The following is a 15,317-nucleotide window of genomic DNA, read 5'->3' as shown; positions in this document are numbered from 1 at the left end:
CCGCCCCTGACGGAGGGACGGGCGCTCAGCGGATCAGCAGCGCAGCGGCTGCGAGGATCAGGTGACGTCGATGAAGACCGGGGCCGAGCCGCCGATGTTCACGCCGGCGACCACCGTGTTGTAGCCGGACCAGCCGCCGTGCACCGCGCGGCCGCCACCGATGTAGATCGCGACGTGCGAGATGCCCTGGCCGCCGTTGGCGTAGTAGATCACGTCGCCGGGCGAGGCCTGCGACATCGGGATGGTCGGGCCGAGGTTGAAGAGGCCGTTCTTGCCCGTGTAGGGCAGGCCGGCAGCGGCGATCGAGCGGCGGACGAGCTGCACGCAGTCCTGCGAGACGCCGACCTGGGCGAGCGCCGCGTTGGCGATGACGCTGCCCGAGGCGCCAGCCGACGCGGCGGCGGGGGCCGCGGCTGCCGAGCTCGACGCCGCACCGCCAGTGGTGCGCGACTGCGCGGGCGCGGCGGCTGCCTGCTGACGCTGCTGCTCGGCGGCGGCTGCCTGCTGGCGCTGCTGCTCGGCGGCGGCTGCCGCCTCGAGCTCGGCGCGGATGGCCGCGAGCTCGTCGGCGGTCGTGGCCTGCACCTCGAGGCGAGCGCTGTCGAGGCCGCTCTCACCCGCGGTGACGACGCCGGAGACCGACTGCGCATCCTGCGCGACGAGCGCCGAGAGGGACTCCTGCGACCCGGTGTCCGAGCTCGCCGCGAAGGCGGGGAGGGCGAGGGGGGTGGCGAGGGCCGCGGCGACGGCGATGACGCCGACCCGACGGGCGTTGCGCACGATGGAGGCGCGGCCGAAGCGCTTCCGATTGGTCGGCTCGATGGCCGTCATCTCGGTCGAGGTCGTCACAGGCTGTTGCTCCAAAGCATTCGGGGTCGTGATGAGCCGCCAGGGCGGCACTTCGTCCTACGTTACCAAATCGTTATCGATTTGTCACCAGGCACACAGGTCAGCCGAAGCGGCGCACCTGCGGGGTCCCGAACGCCGCGACCATGGCCGCGTAGTTCGAGTACTTGACGGGCTTGCCGCTCGTCGCGGCGTGGATGATCTGGTTGCCGCCGGCGTAGATGGCGACGTGGCCGCTCCAGACGAGCAGGTCGCCCGCGGCGACGGCCGAGGCGGGCACCGGGGTGCCGTAGCCGGCCTGCGCGTTCGACGAGCGCGGCAGGTAGTAGCCGGCCTGGCCGAAGACCCAGGAGGTGAAGCCCGAGCAGTCGAAGCCGGTCGAGGGGCTCGCGCCGCCCCAGACGTAGGGCACGCCGAGCTGCGACTGCGCGATGCCGACGATCGAGCCGTCGGAGGGCACGTTGACGGATGCGGCGGCAGCGGCGGGCGCAGCGGCACCTGCGGCGGACGCGGTCGCGGTCGCGGTGACGGCGGCTGCCGCCTCGCGCGCGGCCGCGAGCTCGGCCTCGCGGGCCTCCTCTGCGGCACGCGCCTCGGCGCGGATCTGCTCGAGCTGCTCGGCGGTGGTGCCGGCCAGGCCGTCGCGGGCGATGAGGTCGACCTGCGCGTCGGCGGCGACCGTGACGACCTGCGAGTTCTCGGCGACGACACTCGCGAGCTGCGCGTCGGTGAACTGCTCGCCCTGCGGCCCGAAGGCGGCAGCCGGCAGCGACAGCGCACCGACGAGGGCGGCGGCGATGCAGACGACCCCGGCGCTCTTCACGCCCCGGCGCAGCGAGCCGCCAGCGGGTCGCTCGGCCATCGGTGAGACGGCGATGGCCGTCGAGTGCTGCAGCTTCATGTGTCGGTGTTCTCCCGGATGTCCCGGCGCCCCGCCGTGCTGACGGGGCCGCAGATCCTCGGGAAGACTAACCGACCGTTACCAATCTGTCACAATTCCTCACCACTACGCGGCGAGCCTCTGAGCGGCCTGGACGCCTCCTGGACGGCGCTCGGTCGGATGCTGGACGTCAGGCCGTAAGGTAGACGTGCTGCGCGAGCTCGAGCGGCAGGTCGATGGCCGAGCCGCCGACGACGCCCACGCGGATGCGACGCCCCATGTCGGTCACCTGGACGCGTGCGCCCGGAACGACCCCGACGGCCTGCAGCTCCGCGAGCCCCTCGATGTCGTCCTGGATCGGCTCGCCCAGCCGGCGCACCACGTGCTCGCCGCGCGCTGCGGTCGCGGGCACCACCCCGGCGAGGAAGGCCTCGGCAGGCGGCAGCCCGAGCTCGGCGAGCCCCGGGATGGGCGTGCCGTAGGGCGACTCGGTGGGGTTGCCGAGCAGCGCGAGCAGCCGACGCTCGACCTGCTCGCTCATGACGTGCTCCCACCGGCAGGCCTCGTCGTGGACGAGGCTCCAGTCGAGCCCGATCACGTCGGCGAGCAGCCGCTCGGCGAGGCGGTGCTTCCGCAGCACCTGGGTCGCGAGCCGGCGGCCCTCGTCGGTGAGCTCGAGGTGGCGGTCGGCGGCGACCACCACGAGGCCGTCGCGCTGCATCCGGTTGATCGTCTGCGACACCGTCGGGCCGGAGTGGTTGAGGCGCTCCGAGATGCGGGCGCGGAGGGGCGTGATGCCCTCCTCCTCGAGATCGAGGATGGTGCGGAGGTACATCTCAGTCGTGTCGACGAGATCTGTCACCCGCAGCTCCTGCTCTCCTGTGCTCGAGCCGGTGCGCGCGAGACGTCGCAACCGACTGGCCCCACCCTATTGGCCCCGCTCATAGGATCGTCTCCGTGAGCGACATCGTCATCCCCCGCGACCTCCTGCCCGCCGACGGCCGATTCGGGTGCGGCCCGTCGAAGGTCCGCCCCGAGCAGGTGGCGCGCCTGCAGTCGAGCCTCGACCTGCTCGGCACGAGCCACCGGCAGGCGCCGGTGAAGTCGCTCGTGCGCTCGGTGCGCGAGGGGCTCGCGCAGCTCTTCTCCGTGCCCGAGGGCTATGAGGTGCTGCTCGGCAACGGCGGCTCGACGGCCTTCTGGGACGCGGCGGCCTTCGGCCTCATCGAGCGACGCTCGCACCACCTGGCGTTCGGCGAGTTCGGCGCGAAGTTCGGCAAGGCAGCGGCCGCGCCCTGGCTCGAGGCGCCGAGCATCGCCTCGGCCGACCCCGGCTCGCGCCCGGAGCTCTCCGCGGTCGAGGGCGTCGACGTGGTCGCGTACCCGCACAACGAGACGTCGACCGGCGTCTTCCACCCCGTCGTGCGGGGCCAGGCGGATGCGCTGACGGTCGTCGACGCGACGAGCGCCGCGGGCGGGCTCGCGGTCGACGTCGCCGAGACCGACGTCTACTACTTCGCGCCGCAGAAGAACTTCGCCGCCGACGGCGGCCTGTGGCTCGCGGTCGTCTCCCCCGCCGCGATCGAGCGGATCGAGCGGATCGCCGCATCCGACCGCTACATCCCGGAGTTCCTGTCGCTGCAGCAGGCGGTGACGAACTCGCGCCTCGACCAGACGCTCAACACCCCCGCGCTCGCGACCCTGCTGCTGCTCGACGAGCAGGTGCAGTGGATGCTCGGGCAGGGGGGGCTCGATGCGATGGCGGCGCGTACGGCCGAGTCGGCGGCGACGCTCTACGATTGGGCCGAGGGCCGCGCCGAGGCGACGCCGTTCGTGGCCGATCCCGCGCACCGCTCGAACGTGGTCGTGACGATCGACTTCGACGGGTCGGTCGACGCCGCCGCGCTCGCGAAGGCGCTGCGGGCCAACGGCGTCGTCGACACCGAGCCCTACCGCAAGCTCGGCCGCAACCAGCTGCGGGTCGCGACCTTCGCGGCGATCGACCCGTCCGACGTCGTGCAGCTCACGCGGAGCCTCGACTTCCTGCTCGACCGGGCGTAGCCGCGCACGGGCTGCCGCAGGATCGTCCTGCGGCGCTCCGGCGGTACTCGGCGCGCGTCGCTCAGGGAGATCTCGTGGTGCCGGCCGGTCATCTCGAGCCCGTGCTCCGGGATCCACGCGTCGTGCAGGTGCGCGAGCGTCGGCGCCTCATCGTCGAAGGCGCCGACGAAGGCCTCCCCGTCGGGGTCGCCGCGGCCGTCGATCATGAGGTGCTGCAGCCGCGGCACCTCGACGAGCCGGATCCTGCCGACCTGCGCCCGGTAGCAGTCGAGGCTGCGGCGCAGATCGAGCTTCTCGGGCATCGAGGTCAGGACGGCTGCGGGCCGTCCGCTCCGTCGTGGTCGTCCCAGCCGTCGTCCTCGGCGTCGGCACCGGCGGCGTCGGTGGCGGCGGCGCCGGCGGCGTCGGTGGCGGCGGCGCCGGCCTCGTCGTCGTGGGCCATCGCGGCGTCCGCGTCGAGGTCGACGTCGTCGAAGTCGTCGTCGAAGTCGTCCTCGAGGTCGGACTCGAGGTCCGACTCCAAGGCCTCGTCGTCCTCGTCGAGGTCGCCGTCGACGCCCGCGGCCTCCTTCGCCGCGAGGTAGTCGGCGAGCCGCTCCGACCAGGGCACCCACGCGGGCGCGAGCAGCGACGAGTCGCCGGGCAGCAGCGCCACCTCGAGCACGGTCGGGCCGCCCTCGACGCCGCGCGACAGCAGCACCGTCCAGGTCCAGTCCGGGTAGCCGGGGAGCGCCGACGCGTGGCGGATCGCCAGCACCTGCGCCTGGCCGCCGTCCTCGAGCAGCGCATCGAGCACGTCGCCGACGGCGCCGCGGGGCGTCACCTCGTGCAGCGCTGCGGCGGCGAGCTCGAGCTCCTCGGGCGTGGGCGTCGTCGGCACGGGCGGGGCGGGTGCAGCAGCAGGCTCGGCAGGCGCGTCGACGGCGCCGCTCTCGCCGGCAGCGGCGGCAGCGCTCGCCTCGGCGACGTCGTCGAGCGGTGCGGCATCGACGGGCTGTGCGACTTCCTCGGTCGACGCGTCGAGCTCGGCGGGCGCGCCGACGTCGATCGGATCAGGCGTCGAGGTCATCGGCGACCTTCCGCAGCATCTGCGCGACCGTCGATCCGTGGGCGGCGCCGGGGTAGCGGCCGCGGCGCAGGTCGTTGCCGATGGTGTCGAGCAGGCGCACGAGGTCCTCGACGATGATCGCCATGTCCTCGGTGTCGCGGCGCTGCGCGCGCACGGCGGTCGGGCCGCCGACCATCCGGAGCGAGAGCGCCTGCGGGCCGCGGCGTCCCTCGGCGATGCCGTACTCGACCTTCGCGCCGGGCTTGATCTGCACGTCGTCGGGCACGGCCGAGGCGTGCAGGAACACCTCCACGCCGTCGTCCCCGGCGATGAAGCCGAACCCCTTCGCGTCGTCGAAGAACTTCACCCTGCCGGTCGGCATGGCACCCTCCAGCGCTGTGCATGGTGCGGCGCCCTGCCGCACGGACCCAGCGTAGTGTGCGGCATCCTGAGACCCCGACCCGCGATATCCTGGCCGGATGCCGAAGGCCAGCAAGAACCCGACGCAGCGACCGAAGCCGCGCGAGCGCTCCGCCGCTGCGGCGGAGCCCCGCACCGGTCGCGACGTCGCCGAGCGGATCCTCTCGGTCGCGGTCGTCGCGTTCGTCGCGCTGGCGGTGCTCGGCTTCGGCGCCACGATGGCGCACCTGGGCCTGCGCGACACGGTGCCGTTCTTCGCCTCCTCGCTGTGGCAGTTCTCGTACTGGCTGCCGCTCGTCGCCCTCCCGATCGCGATCGTGTGCCTCGTCGCCCTGGTGGCCGTGAGCGCGGCCGGCAAGGCGCGCAGGCGCTGATGGACGTCGTCGAGCTCGCGGCACGCATCCAGGCGATGTCGGACGACGCGCTCGACCGGCTCGTCGTCGAGCGCCAGGCGCCCGCGCAGCTCGGCTCGACCTTCGACCTCGCAGAGCACCTCTTGACGGATCCGTCGATCAGTCAGGCGCTCCGGTGGCGGTCGGCCGACGAGCTCGTCGCGCTCGCCGCCGGCGCCTCGACGCCGCGGCTCGACGCCCTGCTGCTCGGCGTCGACGGCGTCGCCATCCCGCAGGTGCGGGTCATCGCGGCGGCGGCCGACGCCCAGCCGAGCGCGCCGATCGAGCCGGCGGTCGAGAGCGCGATCGCCCCGCAGATGGCGATCGACGAGGCGATCAAGGTCTCGGAGCTCGTGCACCGCATCGCCGACGCACCGATCACGCTCCGCAGCCGCGCCCAGCTGCCGGCCGCGACCGCCCGCGCCCTCGCCGCGGCGATCGACGCGGAGCCCGGCCAGCTCGAGGAGCGGCTCGAGCCGGCGGTGCTCGCCGGGCTCATCGACCGCCACGACGGCCGGCTGCGCGCCACCGTCGACGCCGACGCCTGGCTCGCGGCCCCCGTGCCCGACCGCTGGTTCGCACTGGCGAGCGCCTGGCTCGCCGCGACCCCGGATGCCGCCGCGGTGGCCGCGTGGTCGCGCGCGCAGTTCCCGCTCGCCGACGCGGTCGTGCTCGCCGAGCGCGAGCGGCAGCACCGCCAGGCCGAGCGGCTGGGCCTCGCCCACCGCGGCGCGCTGACCACGCTCGCCGCCGACCTGCAGCGCGACCTCGAGGCCGCTCTGCCCGCCGCCGACCAGCCCGACGGCACGCGCACGTCCGACGGTACGGGCGAGCCCGGCGGCACCGCGCGCGCGGCGCTCGCCGCGCACGTGCCGCCCGCCACCGCATCCGTCTACCTGCAGCCCGACCTCTCCGCCGTCGCGCCCGGCCCCCTCGAGGCCGCGGTCGAGACCCGACTGCGCCGCATCGCCGCGCTCGAGCGCGCGGGCATCGCCTCGCAGTGGCGCGTGACCGCGCAGAGCGTCGCGACCGGGCTGGCGGCGGGCGAGACGGCGGACGGGCTGCTCGCCTTCCTCGGCGACGTCTCGCTCACGGGCCTGCCGCAGCCCGTCGCCTACCTCGTGCGCGACACCGCCGCCCGCTTCGGTGCGCTGCGCGTGCGCGCGATCGATCCGCTCGCCGAGGGCGGCGCCCGCGCGCAGGCGCGCAGCGACGACGCGCAGCTCATCCGCACGATCGCCGTCGACCGCGCGCTCGTGAGCGCCGGTCCGGTGCAGACCGGTCCGCACCGCATCACCTTCCGCACGAGCGCCGAGGAGGCGCTGCAGGCGCTGCTCGAGGAGCGCTACCCCGCGGTGCTCGAGGACGACGCCGGCGAGCTCGTCGTGCGCGTGCCCGAGCGCGCGCCCCGGCGGGACCGCGAGCGCAACCGGCTCGTGGCACGCCTGCGCGACGCCGGCTTCGAGGTCGGCGAGCACGAGCGGGCGTGGCTCGAGCGGCAGCTGCAGTCGGCCGTGCGCGAGCGCATGCCGGTGCGGCTCACCGTGATCACCTCGGGCGACCCGGCCGACATCGAGCTCGTGCCGCTCGCGGTCGCGAACGGCCGGCTGCGTGCCCGCGACGCGGGGCGCGACGTCGAGCGCACGCTCCCCCTCAGTGCGATCACGAAGGTCGCGGGACTCGGCGCCTCGCAGCACTGACCGCTGGCCGCCTCATCCGGGTGGTCGCGACGCGCCGTCGGCAGGCCCCGGCGCACGGAGTGCCCTGACCACCCGGCGAGCACGGCGCGGGCAGGGCCGCTGCCCCGGCCGGAAGGGTTCTGCCGCAGGGACGCCGGGAGTAGGCTTGCAGGCTATGTCGCTCCCAGGTCCCCTCATCGTGCAGTCCGACCGCACCGTGCTGCTCGAGGTGGCGCATCCCGATGCCGCGACCGCTCGCCAGGCCCTCCAGGTCTTCGCCGAGCTCGAGCGCGCGCCCGAGCACATCCACACCTATCGCGTGACGCGGCTGGGCCTCTGGAACGCTCGCGCGGCGGGCCACACGGCCGACGAGATCATCGGCACGCTCGACCAGCACGCCAAGTTCCCGGTGCCCGCGGGCGTCGCGCAGGACATCCGCGAGACGATCGGCCGCTACGGCCGGCTCGTCATCGAGCGCGACGACGAGGGGCTCGTGCTGCGCAGCCAGGACCGGCCCGTGCTCGAGGAGGTGCGGCGCTCGAAGAAGATCGCGCCGCTGCTCGCCGGCCCGACGACCGACGGCATCCGCGTGGTCGACTGGGCGCGCGGCGAGCTGAAGCAGGAGCTCGTGAAGCTCGGCTGGCCGGCCGAGGACCTCGCCGGCTACACGCCCGGCACGCCGATGGAGATCGACCTCGTCGAGGACGGCTGGGCCATGCGGCCGTACCAGCAGGATGCGGTCGACCACTTCTCGAAGGCCGGCTCGGGCGTCGTCGTGCTCCCCTGCGGCGCGGGCAAGACGATCGTCGGTGCCGCGGCCATGGCCGCGACCGACACGACCACGCTCATCCTCGTGACGAACACGGTGTCGGCGCGGCAGTGGCGCAGCGAGCTGCTGGCGCGCACGAGCCTGCGGCCGGAGGACATCGGCGAGTACTCCGGGCACAGCAAGGAGATCAAGCCGGTCACGATCGCGACCTATCAGATCCTCACCGTCAAGCGCGCCGGCGAGTACGCGCACCTCGGCGTGCTCGACGCGCTCGACTGGGGCCTCATCGTCTACGACGAGGTGCACCTGCTGCCCGCGCCGGTGTTCAAGCTCACCGCCGACCTGCAGGCGCGCCGCCGGCTCGGCCTCACCGCGACGCTCGTGCGCGAGGACGGCCGCGAGTCCGACGTCTTCAGCCTCATCGGCCCCAAGCGCTTCGACGCGCCCTGGAAGGAGATCGAGCGCCAGGGCTTCATCGCCCCCGCCGAGTGCTTCGAGGTGCGCATCACGCTCGACGAGGACGAGCGGCTCGAGTACGCGGCGTCCGGCGACCGGGACCGCTACCGCATCGCGGCATCGAGCCCGCGGAAGATCCCGACGGTGCGGCGCATCCTCGAGGAGCACCCGGGCGAGCCGACGCTCGTGATCGGCCAGTACCTCGACCAGCTCGACGAGCTGTCGGAGGCCCTCGACGCGCCGCTCATCACCGGCGAGACGCCGGTCTCGGAGCGCGAGGAGCTGTTCCAGGCGTTCCGCGACGGCACCGAGCGCGTGCTCGTGGTGTCGAAGGTGGCGAACTTCTCGGTCGACCTGCCGGACGCCTCCCTCGCCGTGCAGGTGTCGGGATCGTTCGGCTCGCGCCAGGAGGAGGCCCAGCGCCTCGGACGACTGCTGCGGCCGAAGGGCGGCCGCACCGCGAGCTTCTACACGATCGTGGCGCGCGACACCGTCGACCAGGAGTTCGCCCTCGGCCGGCAGCGGTTCCTCGCCGAGCAGGGCTACGCGTACACGATCCTCGACGAGCACGAGCTGGGCCTCGCGGACCACGCCGCGGCCAGCTGATGCACTGGCGGCTGGCGTTCAGGAACCGCACAGGCAACGATCAGAGACTGAGCGCATGACTGAGCCCAGCGCCAAGATCCTCGTGGTGGACGACGAGCCCCACATCCGCGACCTGCTCTCCACGAGCCTCCGCTTCGCCGGCTTCGACGTGCGCGCCGTCGGCGCGGGCGCCGCGGCGATCTCGGCGGTGCTGGAGGACGAGCCCGACCTCATCCTGCTCGACGTGATGCTGCCCGACATCAGCGGCTTCGGCGTCACCAAGCGGCTCCGCGCATCCGGCTTCACGTCGCCCATCCTCTTCCTCACCGCGAAGGACGACACCGACGACAAGATCACCGGCCTCACCGTCGGCGGCGACGACTACGTCACGAAGCCCTTCTCGCTCGACGAGATCATCGCGCGCATCAAGGCGATCCTGCGCCGCACGATGGCCGAGACCGACGACGCCACGATCCACGTCGGCGAGCTCGCGATGAACCAGGACACGCACGAGGTCACCGTGGGCGGCGAGGAGATCGAGCTCTCCCCCACCGAGTTCAAGCTGCTCCGCTACCTCATGCTCAACGCCAACCGCGTGCTGTCGAAGGCGCAGATCCTCGACCACGTGTGGGAGTACGACTTCAACGGCGACGTCGGCATCGTCGAGTCGTACATCTCCTACCTCCGACGCAAGATCGACGACGGCGCCGCAGAGCCGATGATCGTCACGAAGCGCGGGTTCGGCTACATGCTGAAGTCGCCGAAGGCGTAGGTGCGGGGCGCGCTCGCTCGCCTGCTCGGCCGCACCACGCTGGCCGGGCGCATCAGCGCACTCACCGTCGTCGTCATGACCTTCGGGCTCGCGCTCGCGGGCATCGGCACGCTCAGCATCATCCGGGATGCGCAGGTGGCCGACGTCGACCGCGACCTCGAGCTGGCGATGCGCGCGTTCACGAGCGAGCCGATCACGCGCACCGACTCCCCCGAGCAGTGCGATCTCGCGCAGCGCATGCCCAACACGTACTACCTGGGCGTCGGGGATGCGTCGGGCACCGTGCTGTGCGACAACAAGCTGCCAGCACCTGACAACCCCGATCTCTCCGGCCTGACGATCGGCACCGCGGCGGAGCAGGACACCGCCTTCACGCTGCCCTCGATCGACGGCGAGTCGAGCTGGCGCACGCTCGTCGCGCCCAGCACGGTCGAGGGCACCGGCGAGCTGCTGGTCTCGGTCGTCGCGGTTGACCTGCAGTCGATGGAGTCGACGACCGCCACCTTCATGCTCGTGTTCGCGGGGTTCTCGCTGCTCGCGATCGTGCTCGGCGCGGCGCTCACGCGCATCCTCGCCGTCTCGACGCTGCGCGGACTGCGGAAGGTCGCTGCGGAGGCGCAGCGGTTCGCCGACGGCGACTACGACACCCGCCTCACGGGTGAGAATCCGCGCACCGAGGTGGGCTCGCTGCAGCAGTCGCTCAACGCGATGCTCGACCGCATCGAGGCCGCGATCGAGCAGCGCGACGCGTCGGTCGCGCAGATGCGGCAGTTCGTCGGCGACGCGAGCCACGAGCTGCGCACCCCGCTCGTGTCGGTGCGCGGCTACGCCGAGCTGTACCGGATGGGCGCGATCTCGCGACCCGAGGACGTCTCGAGCGCCATGGACCGCATCGAGGGCGAGGCGAAGCGCATGGCCCGGCTCGTCGAGGACCTGCTGCAGCTCGCGCGGCTCGACGAGCGCCGGCCGCTCGACCTGCAGCCGCTCGACCTCGTGCCGCTCGTGAACGACGCCGCGAGCGACACCCGCGTCGGCGCGACCGACCGGCACGTGGCGGTGCTGCCGATCGCCGCCGACGAGATGGGGCCGGTGGCCGGCGCCGTCGACGACGCGCCCTCGAGCGGCGTCTTCACGCCGCCGCCGCTGACGCCGCCCGCCATCGTGATGGGCGACGAGCACACGCTGCGGCAGGTGATCTCCAACCTCATCGGCAACGCGCTGCGCTACACGCCCGACGGCACGCCGATCGAGCTCGGGGTGGGCGTCTCGACCCGGCGCCGCGAGGCGGTCGTGCTCGTCATCGACCACGGCGAGGGCGTGCCGGAGGAGCTGCGCGATCGCATCTTCCAGCGCTTCTTCCGCGCCGAGAGCTCGCGGGCCCGCGAGCTGGGCGGCTCCGGCCTCGGCCTCGCGATCGTCGCCGGCATCGTGCGCGCGCACCGCGGGCGCGTCGACGTCGTCGAGACGCCGGGCGGCGGCGCCACGTTCCGCATCGCCATCCCGCTCGCAGACGACTCGGCCGTGATGGCGCTGTCGCAGCGGCTCCGACCCGAGACCTCGACGACCGGCGATCCACAGGGCGTCCTCCGCGGCCTCGCCTGATCGGCGCATCCGCCTACCTTCTCCCTCGAGCGCGGATGCGCCGCGCGGGATCGAGGGGATCATGAGCAGGTACGGATCATGAGCAGGTACGGCGTCGACGCCGACGCGCTCCACGGTGCGCACGTCGGCGTGCGGGGCACGGGGTCGCGGGTGCAGTCGGAGGTCGCGGCCATGCTCGCGCAGCTGCAGGCGCTGCAGGAGTCGTGGACGGGCCAGGCGTCCGTCGCCTTCCAGGCGCTCCTGCAGGAGTGGCGCGCGACCCAGCAGCGGGTGGACGAGTCGCTCGCGAACATCAACGAGGCGCTCGCAGCGGCGGGCCGCCAGTACGACGAGGTGGAGGCGGGCAACGCGCGCCTGTTCGGCGGCTAGGGCGCCTCGCTCTTGCTGGTCGACGAGCACGCGGCGGAGCCGCGCCTCTTGCTGGTCGAGGAGCTCGCGGCGGAGACGCGCGCGTATCGAGACCCTCTTCGCTGGTCGAGTAGCACGCGGCGGAGCCGCGCGCGTATCGAGACCACCCGGGTACGGCGAAGGGCCCCAGCACTGCTGCTGGGGCCCTTCGTCGTGGTGGAGCTCCTGGGTCTCGATGCGCGGCCGCCTTCGGCGGCTGCTACTCGACCTTCAGTCCTGCGGACTCAGAAGTCCATGCCACCCGTGGGGTCTGCCGGCATGGCCGACGCCTTCTCGGGCTTGTCGGCGACGACGACCTCGGTCGTGAGGAAGAGGCCGGCGATCGACGCGGCGTTGGCGAGCGCGGAGCGCGTCACCTTGACCGGGTCGGAGATGCCCGCGGCGAGCATGTCGACGTACTCGCCCGTGGCGGCGTTGAGGCCGTGGCCCACCGGGAGGTTGCGGACCTTCTCGACCACGACGCCCGGCTCGAGGCCGGCGTTGAGGGCGATCTGCTTGAGCGGAGCGTCGACCGCGACGCGGACGATGTTCGCGCCCGTCGCCTCGTCGCCCGTGAGCTCGAGGCCGTCGAACGCGGTCTTCGCAGCCTGGATGAGCGCGACGCCACCACCGGCGACGATGCCCTCCTCGACAGCGGCCTTCGCGTTGCGGACGGCGTCCTCGATGCGGTGCTTGCGCTCCTTGAGCTCGACCTCGGTCGCGGCACCCGACTTGATGACGGCGACGCCACCGGCGAGCTTCGCGAGGCGCTCCTGGAGCTTCTCGCGGTCGTAGTCGCTGTCGGTCGCCTCGATCTCCTGGCGGATCTGGCGCACGCGGCCGGCGATGGCGTCGGCCTCGCCCGCACCCTCGACGATCGTCGTCTCGTCCTTCGTGATGACGACCTTGCGCGCGCGGCCCAGCATGTCGAGCGTCGTGTTCTCGAGCTTGAGGCCGACCTCCTCGGAGATGACCTGGCCGCCCGTGAGGATGGCCATGTCGGCGAGCATCGCCTTGCGGCGGTCGCCGAAGCCCGGAGCCTTGACGGCGACGGACTTGAAGATGCCGCGGATCTTGTTCACGACGAGCGTCGCGAGCGCCTCGCCCTCGACGTCCTCGGCGATGATGACGAGCTGCTTGCCCGCCTGGATCACCTTGTCGACGACCGGGAGCAGGTCCTTGATGTTCGAGATCTTCGAGTTGACGATGAGGATGTACGGGTCCTCGAACACCGTCTCCTGGCGCTCGGGGTCCGTCACGAAGTACTGCGACAGGAAGCCCTTGTCGAAGCGCATGCCCTCGGTCAGCTCGAGCTCGGTGCCGAAGGTGTTCGACTCCTCGACGGTGACGACGCCCTCCTTGCCGACCTTGTCAATGGCCTCGGCGATCAGCGCGCCGATCTCCTCGTCCGCCGCCGAGATCGATGCCGTCGCGGCGATCTCCGCCTTGGTCTCGACCTCCTTGGCGTTCTTCAGCAGCTCCGCGGTGACCGCGGCCGTGGCCTTCTCGATGCCGCGCTTGAGCGTGATCGGGTCGGCGCCTGCGGCGACGTTGCGGAGGCCCTCGCGGACCAGCGCCTGCGCCAGCACGGTGGCCGTCGTCGTGCCGTCACCGGCGACGTCGTCGGTCTTCTTGGCGACCTCCTTGACCAGCTCGGCGCCGATCTTCTCGTAGGGGTCCTCGAGCTCGATCTCCTTGGCGATCGAGACACCGTCGTTCGTGATGGTGGGGGCGCCCCACTTCTTCTCGAGCACGACGTTGCGGCCACGCGGGCCGAGGGTCACCTTCACCGCGTCGGCGAGCGTGTTGAGTCCACGCTCCAGCCCGCGGCGGGCCTCCTCGTTGAATGCGATCATCTTTGCCATTGCAGTCTCGTCCCTCCTGGACGCTGTGGACGTTCAACTGGCACTCCAACAGGGCGAGTGCCAAGGCCCAAGTCTGGCACTCGGCACCTTCGAGTGCAAGCCAAGCACGCGCGGCCTCCGAGACCGGCCGTCGGCGCGGGACCGGGCGGGGCTACGGCGCGGTCGGCGTCGGCGCGTGGTCGACGTCGCCGTCCTCGCTCGGGGCGACGCTCGGCACCGTGCCGGGCGCATCCGTGCCGAGCACGATCGTGATCGGCGAGCCCGAGAGGCGGCCGTCCGACTGCAGCGCCTGGCCGACGCCGAGCTGCTGCGCGAGGCCGCGCGCGATGGGCTCGAGCGCGGGGGCATCGAACCAGACCACCGTGCGGTCGCCGACCTCGGTCGCGGATGCGGTCGCGACGACCGACCAGCCGGCGTCGGCGAGCGCCTGGCCCGCACCTGCGGCGACGCCTCGCTCCCCCGTGCCGTCGAGCACCGTGATCGACGCGTCGATCGTCGGGTCGATCTGCGACGGGTCGGCGATCACGAGCGGCTCCTCCGTGGCGACCGGCTCGGGCACCGGCTCGATGCGCAGGCGGTCGAGCAGGAAGAGGCCGACCGCGGTGAGCACGACCGCCACCGCGAGCGCGGCGAGCAGGATCGCCCAGCGCGGCCAGCGGGTGTCGCCGGTGCTGCGGTGCGCGCCGACGCGGTGCGTACGGCTCATGCGCCGTCGCGCAGTCGCAGCAGCCGGCGCACGAGCATCGGGTCGTGGTGCAGCGCCTGCGGCGTCTCGATCGCTGCGTCGAGCACCTGGTAGTAGCGCGTGGTCGACCAGCCGAACTCGGTCCGGATGGCCCGTGCCTTCGCGCCGCCGTGGCTCGACCAGCCCGCCTCGAAGTCGAGCACCGCGCGGATGCGCTCCTCCCGAGCCCGTGCGAGGTCGTCGGCCGCCGTGCCGGGACCGGTCGCCGCATCCGTCGCCTCGCCGATGCCGACGTGCTCGGGCCGGGCTGCCTCGGCGGCCGCGAACGCGAGGGCCGCCGCCTCGTCGGCAGTGCCCTTCGAGCGATGGCGCGGCTCGGTCGACATGGAGTCGATCCTAGGTGTGGCACCGCGTTCTGCCCGCCGCGAAACGCGCTCCGCCGCGGCGTAGCATCGAGGCATGACCGATCGAATCGAACGCTCCGACTCCGAGTGGCGTGAGGCCCTCGCCCCCGACGCCTACCGCGTGCTGCGCCAGGCCGGCACGGAGCGCCCCTGGACGGGCGCGCTGCTCGACGAGCAGCGCCAGGGCGTCTACGCGTGCGGCGCGTGCGGCAACGAGCTCTTCGACGACCAGACGAAGTTCGACGCCGGCTGCGGCTGGCCGAGCTTCTACGAGGCCCGCGAGGACGCCGTCGAGCTCATCGAGGACCGCTCGCTCGGCATGGTGCGCACCGAGGTGCGGTGCGCGAAGTGCGGCAGCCACCTCGGCCACCTCTTCGACGACGCCCCGCAGACGCCGACGGGCGACCGGTTCTGCATGAACTCGCTCGCGATGACGTTCACGCCCGAGTCCTGACCGCGCGGCTGC

General features: G+C 72.8%; 17 protein-coding genes. 8 read left to right on the top strand and 9 right to left on the bottom strand.

All coding sequences use genetic code 11. The annotated features are described in order from the left end of the window. Positions 1 to 57: 57 nt before the first annotated feature. The 3 genes from ACVWW9_RS08345 to ACVWW9_RS08335 form a co-directional block, all read right to left on the bottom strand. Positions 58 to 849: an NlpC/P60 family protein gene (locus ACVWW9_RS08345; protein WP_456515102.1), complete on the bottom strand. Its 792-nt coding sequence runs from the start codon at positions 847 to 849 to the stop codon at positions 58 to 60. A gap of 100 nt (positions 850 to 949) precedes the next feature. Further along, positions 950 to 1,747, bottom strand: coding sequence for a C40 family peptidase (locus tag ACVWW9_RS08340; RefSeq protein WP_456515101.1), 798 nt, complete (start codon positions 1,745 to 1,747; stop codon positions 950 to 952). A gap of 169 nt (positions 1,748 to 1,916) precedes the next feature. After that, the gene (locus ACVWW9_RS08335; protein ID WP_456515100.1) at positions 1,917 to 2,588 is read right to left on the bottom strand and encodes a metal-dependent transcriptional regulator; all 672 of its coding nucleotides are present in this window, start codon (positions 2,586 to 2,588) and stop codon (positions 1,917 to 1,919) included. A gap of 95 nt (positions 2,589 to 2,683) precedes the next feature. On the opposite strand from ACVWW9_RS08335, the gene serC reads away from it, so the two are divergent. Further along, positions 2,684 to 3,787, top strand: coding sequence for a phosphoserine transaminase (serC, locus tag ACVWW9_RS08330; RefSeq protein ID WP_456515099.1), 1,104 nt, complete (start codon positions 2,684 to 2,686; stop codon positions 3,785 to 3,787). On the opposite strand, the gene ACVWW9_RS08325 is transcribed toward serC, so the two are convergent. From ACVWW9_RS08325 to ACVWW9_RS08315, 3 genes are read right to left on the bottom strand one after another with little or no spacing between them, the layout of a single operon-like run. Then, complete coding sequence (locus ACVWW9_RS08325) at positions 3,676 to 4,089, bottom strand: hypothetical protein (RefSeq protein ID WP_456515098.1); 414 nt, start codon at positions 4,087 to 4,089, stop codon at positions 3,676 to 3,678. The two genes, serC and ACVWW9_RS08325, sit on opposite strands and share 112 nt — an antisense overlap. Positions 4,090 to 4,094: 5 nt before the next feature. Further along, positions 4,095 to 4,856, bottom strand: a complete 762-nt coding sequence (locus ACVWW9_RS08320; RefSeq protein ID WP_456515097.1) for a DUF3027 domain-containing protein — start codon at positions 4,854 to 4,856, stop codon at positions 4,095 to 4,097. Next, the gene (locus ACVWW9_RS08315; RefSeq protein ID WP_123697217.1) at positions 4,840 to 5,217 is read right to left on the bottom strand and encodes a cold-shock protein; all 378 of its coding nucleotides are present in this window, start codon (positions 5,215 to 5,217) and stop codon (positions 4,840 to 4,842) included. The genes ACVWW9_RS08320 and ACVWW9_RS08315 overlap by 17 nt, the downstream gene beginning before the upstream one ends. A 97-nt stretch (positions 5,218 to 5,314) precedes the next feature. On the opposite strand from ACVWW9_RS08315, the gene ACVWW9_RS08310 reads away from it, so the two are divergent. The 6 genes from ACVWW9_RS08310 (at position 5,315) to ACVWW9_RS08285 (ending at position 11,879) form a co-directional block, all read left to right on the top strand. Then, positions 5,315 to 5,629, top strand: coding sequence for a hypothetical protein (locus tag ACVWW9_RS08310; protein WP_456515096.1), 315 nt, complete (start codon positions 5,315 to 5,317; stop codon positions 5,627 to 5,629). Next, positions 5,629 to 7,347 carry a helicase-associated domain-containing protein gene (locus ACVWW9_RS08305; protein WP_456515095.1) on the top strand — a complete coding sequence of 573 codons (1,719 nt, stop codon included), beginning with the start codon at positions 5,629 to 5,631 and terminating at the stop codon, positions 7,345 to 7,347. The genes ACVWW9_RS08310 and ACVWW9_RS08305 overlap by 1 nt, the downstream gene beginning before the upstream one ends. A gap of 154 nt (positions 7,348 to 7,501) precedes the next feature. Then, positions 7,502 to 9,157, top strand: a complete 1,656-nt coding sequence (locus ACVWW9_RS08300; RefSeq protein ID WP_456515094.1) for a DNA repair helicase XPB — start codon at positions 7,502 to 7,504, stop codon at positions 9,155 to 9,157. Between the two features lie 55 nt (positions 9,158 to 9,212). After that, entirely contained in the window at positions 9,213 to 9,908 is a 696-nt protein-coding gene (locus tag ACVWW9_RS08295) for a response regulator transcription factor (protein ID WP_354256075.1), read from the top strand. Then, the gene (locus ACVWW9_RS08290) at positions 9,909 to 11,510 is read left to right on the top strand and encodes a sensor histidine kinase (protein WP_456515093.1); all 1,602 of its coding nucleotides are present in this window, start codon (positions 9,909 to 9,911) and stop codon (positions 11,508 to 11,510) included. A gap of 78 nt (positions 11,511 to 11,588) precedes the next feature. Next, positions 11,589 to 11,879: a WXG100 family type VII secretion target gene (locus ACVWW9_RS08285; RefSeq protein WP_123697211.1), complete on the top strand. Its 291-nt coding sequence runs from the start codon at positions 11,589 to 11,591 to the stop codon at positions 11,877 to 11,879. A 263-nt stretch (positions 11,880 to 12,142) separates the two neighbouring features. Here the strand turns inward: ACVWW9_RS08285 and groL are convergent, their stop codons facing one another. The 3 genes from groL to ACVWW9_RS08270 form a co-directional block, all read right to left on the bottom strand. Beyond that, the gene (gene groL, locus ACVWW9_RS08280; protein ID WP_456515092.1) at positions 12,143 to 13,762 is read right to left on the bottom strand and encodes a chaperonin GroEL; all 1,620 of its coding nucleotides are present in this window, start codon (positions 13,760 to 13,762) and stop codon (positions 12,143 to 12,145) included. 151 nt (positions 13,763 to 13,913) lie between these two features. Beyond that, on the bottom strand, positions 13,914 to 14,468 hold the full coding sequence (locus tag ACVWW9_RS08275; RefSeq protein WP_456515091.1) for a LytR C-terminal domain-containing protein: 555 nt from the start codon (positions 14,466 to 14,468) through the stop codon (positions 13,914 to 13,916). Next, positions 14,465 to 14,833 (bottom strand): DUF3263 domain-containing protein, encoded by a 369-nt coding sequence (locus ACVWW9_RS08270; RefSeq protein ID WP_456515090.1) that lies wholly within the window; start codon positions 14,831 to 14,833, stop codon positions 14,465 to 14,467. Before ACVWW9_RS08270 ends, ACVWW9_RS08275 begins: the two co-directional genes overlap by 4 nt. Before the next feature lie 73 nt (positions 14,834 to 14,906). Here ACVWW9_RS08270 and msrB point away from each other — a divergent pair, with 73 nt between their 5' ends. Continuing rightward, positions 14,907 to 15,305 (top strand): peptide-methionine (R)-S-oxide reductase MsrB, encoded by a 399-nt coding sequence (msrB, locus tag ACVWW9_RS08265; protein ID WP_354256090.1) that lies wholly within the window; start codon positions 14,907 to 14,909, stop codon positions 15,303 to 15,305. Positions 15,306 to 15,317 lie beyond the last annotated feature (12 nt).

This window comes from Agrococcus sp. UYP33 (assembly GCF_054060915.1).
The sequence above is the reverse complement of the archived record's forward strand: the minus strand, read 5'-3'. Positions and strand labels throughout refer to the sequence as shown.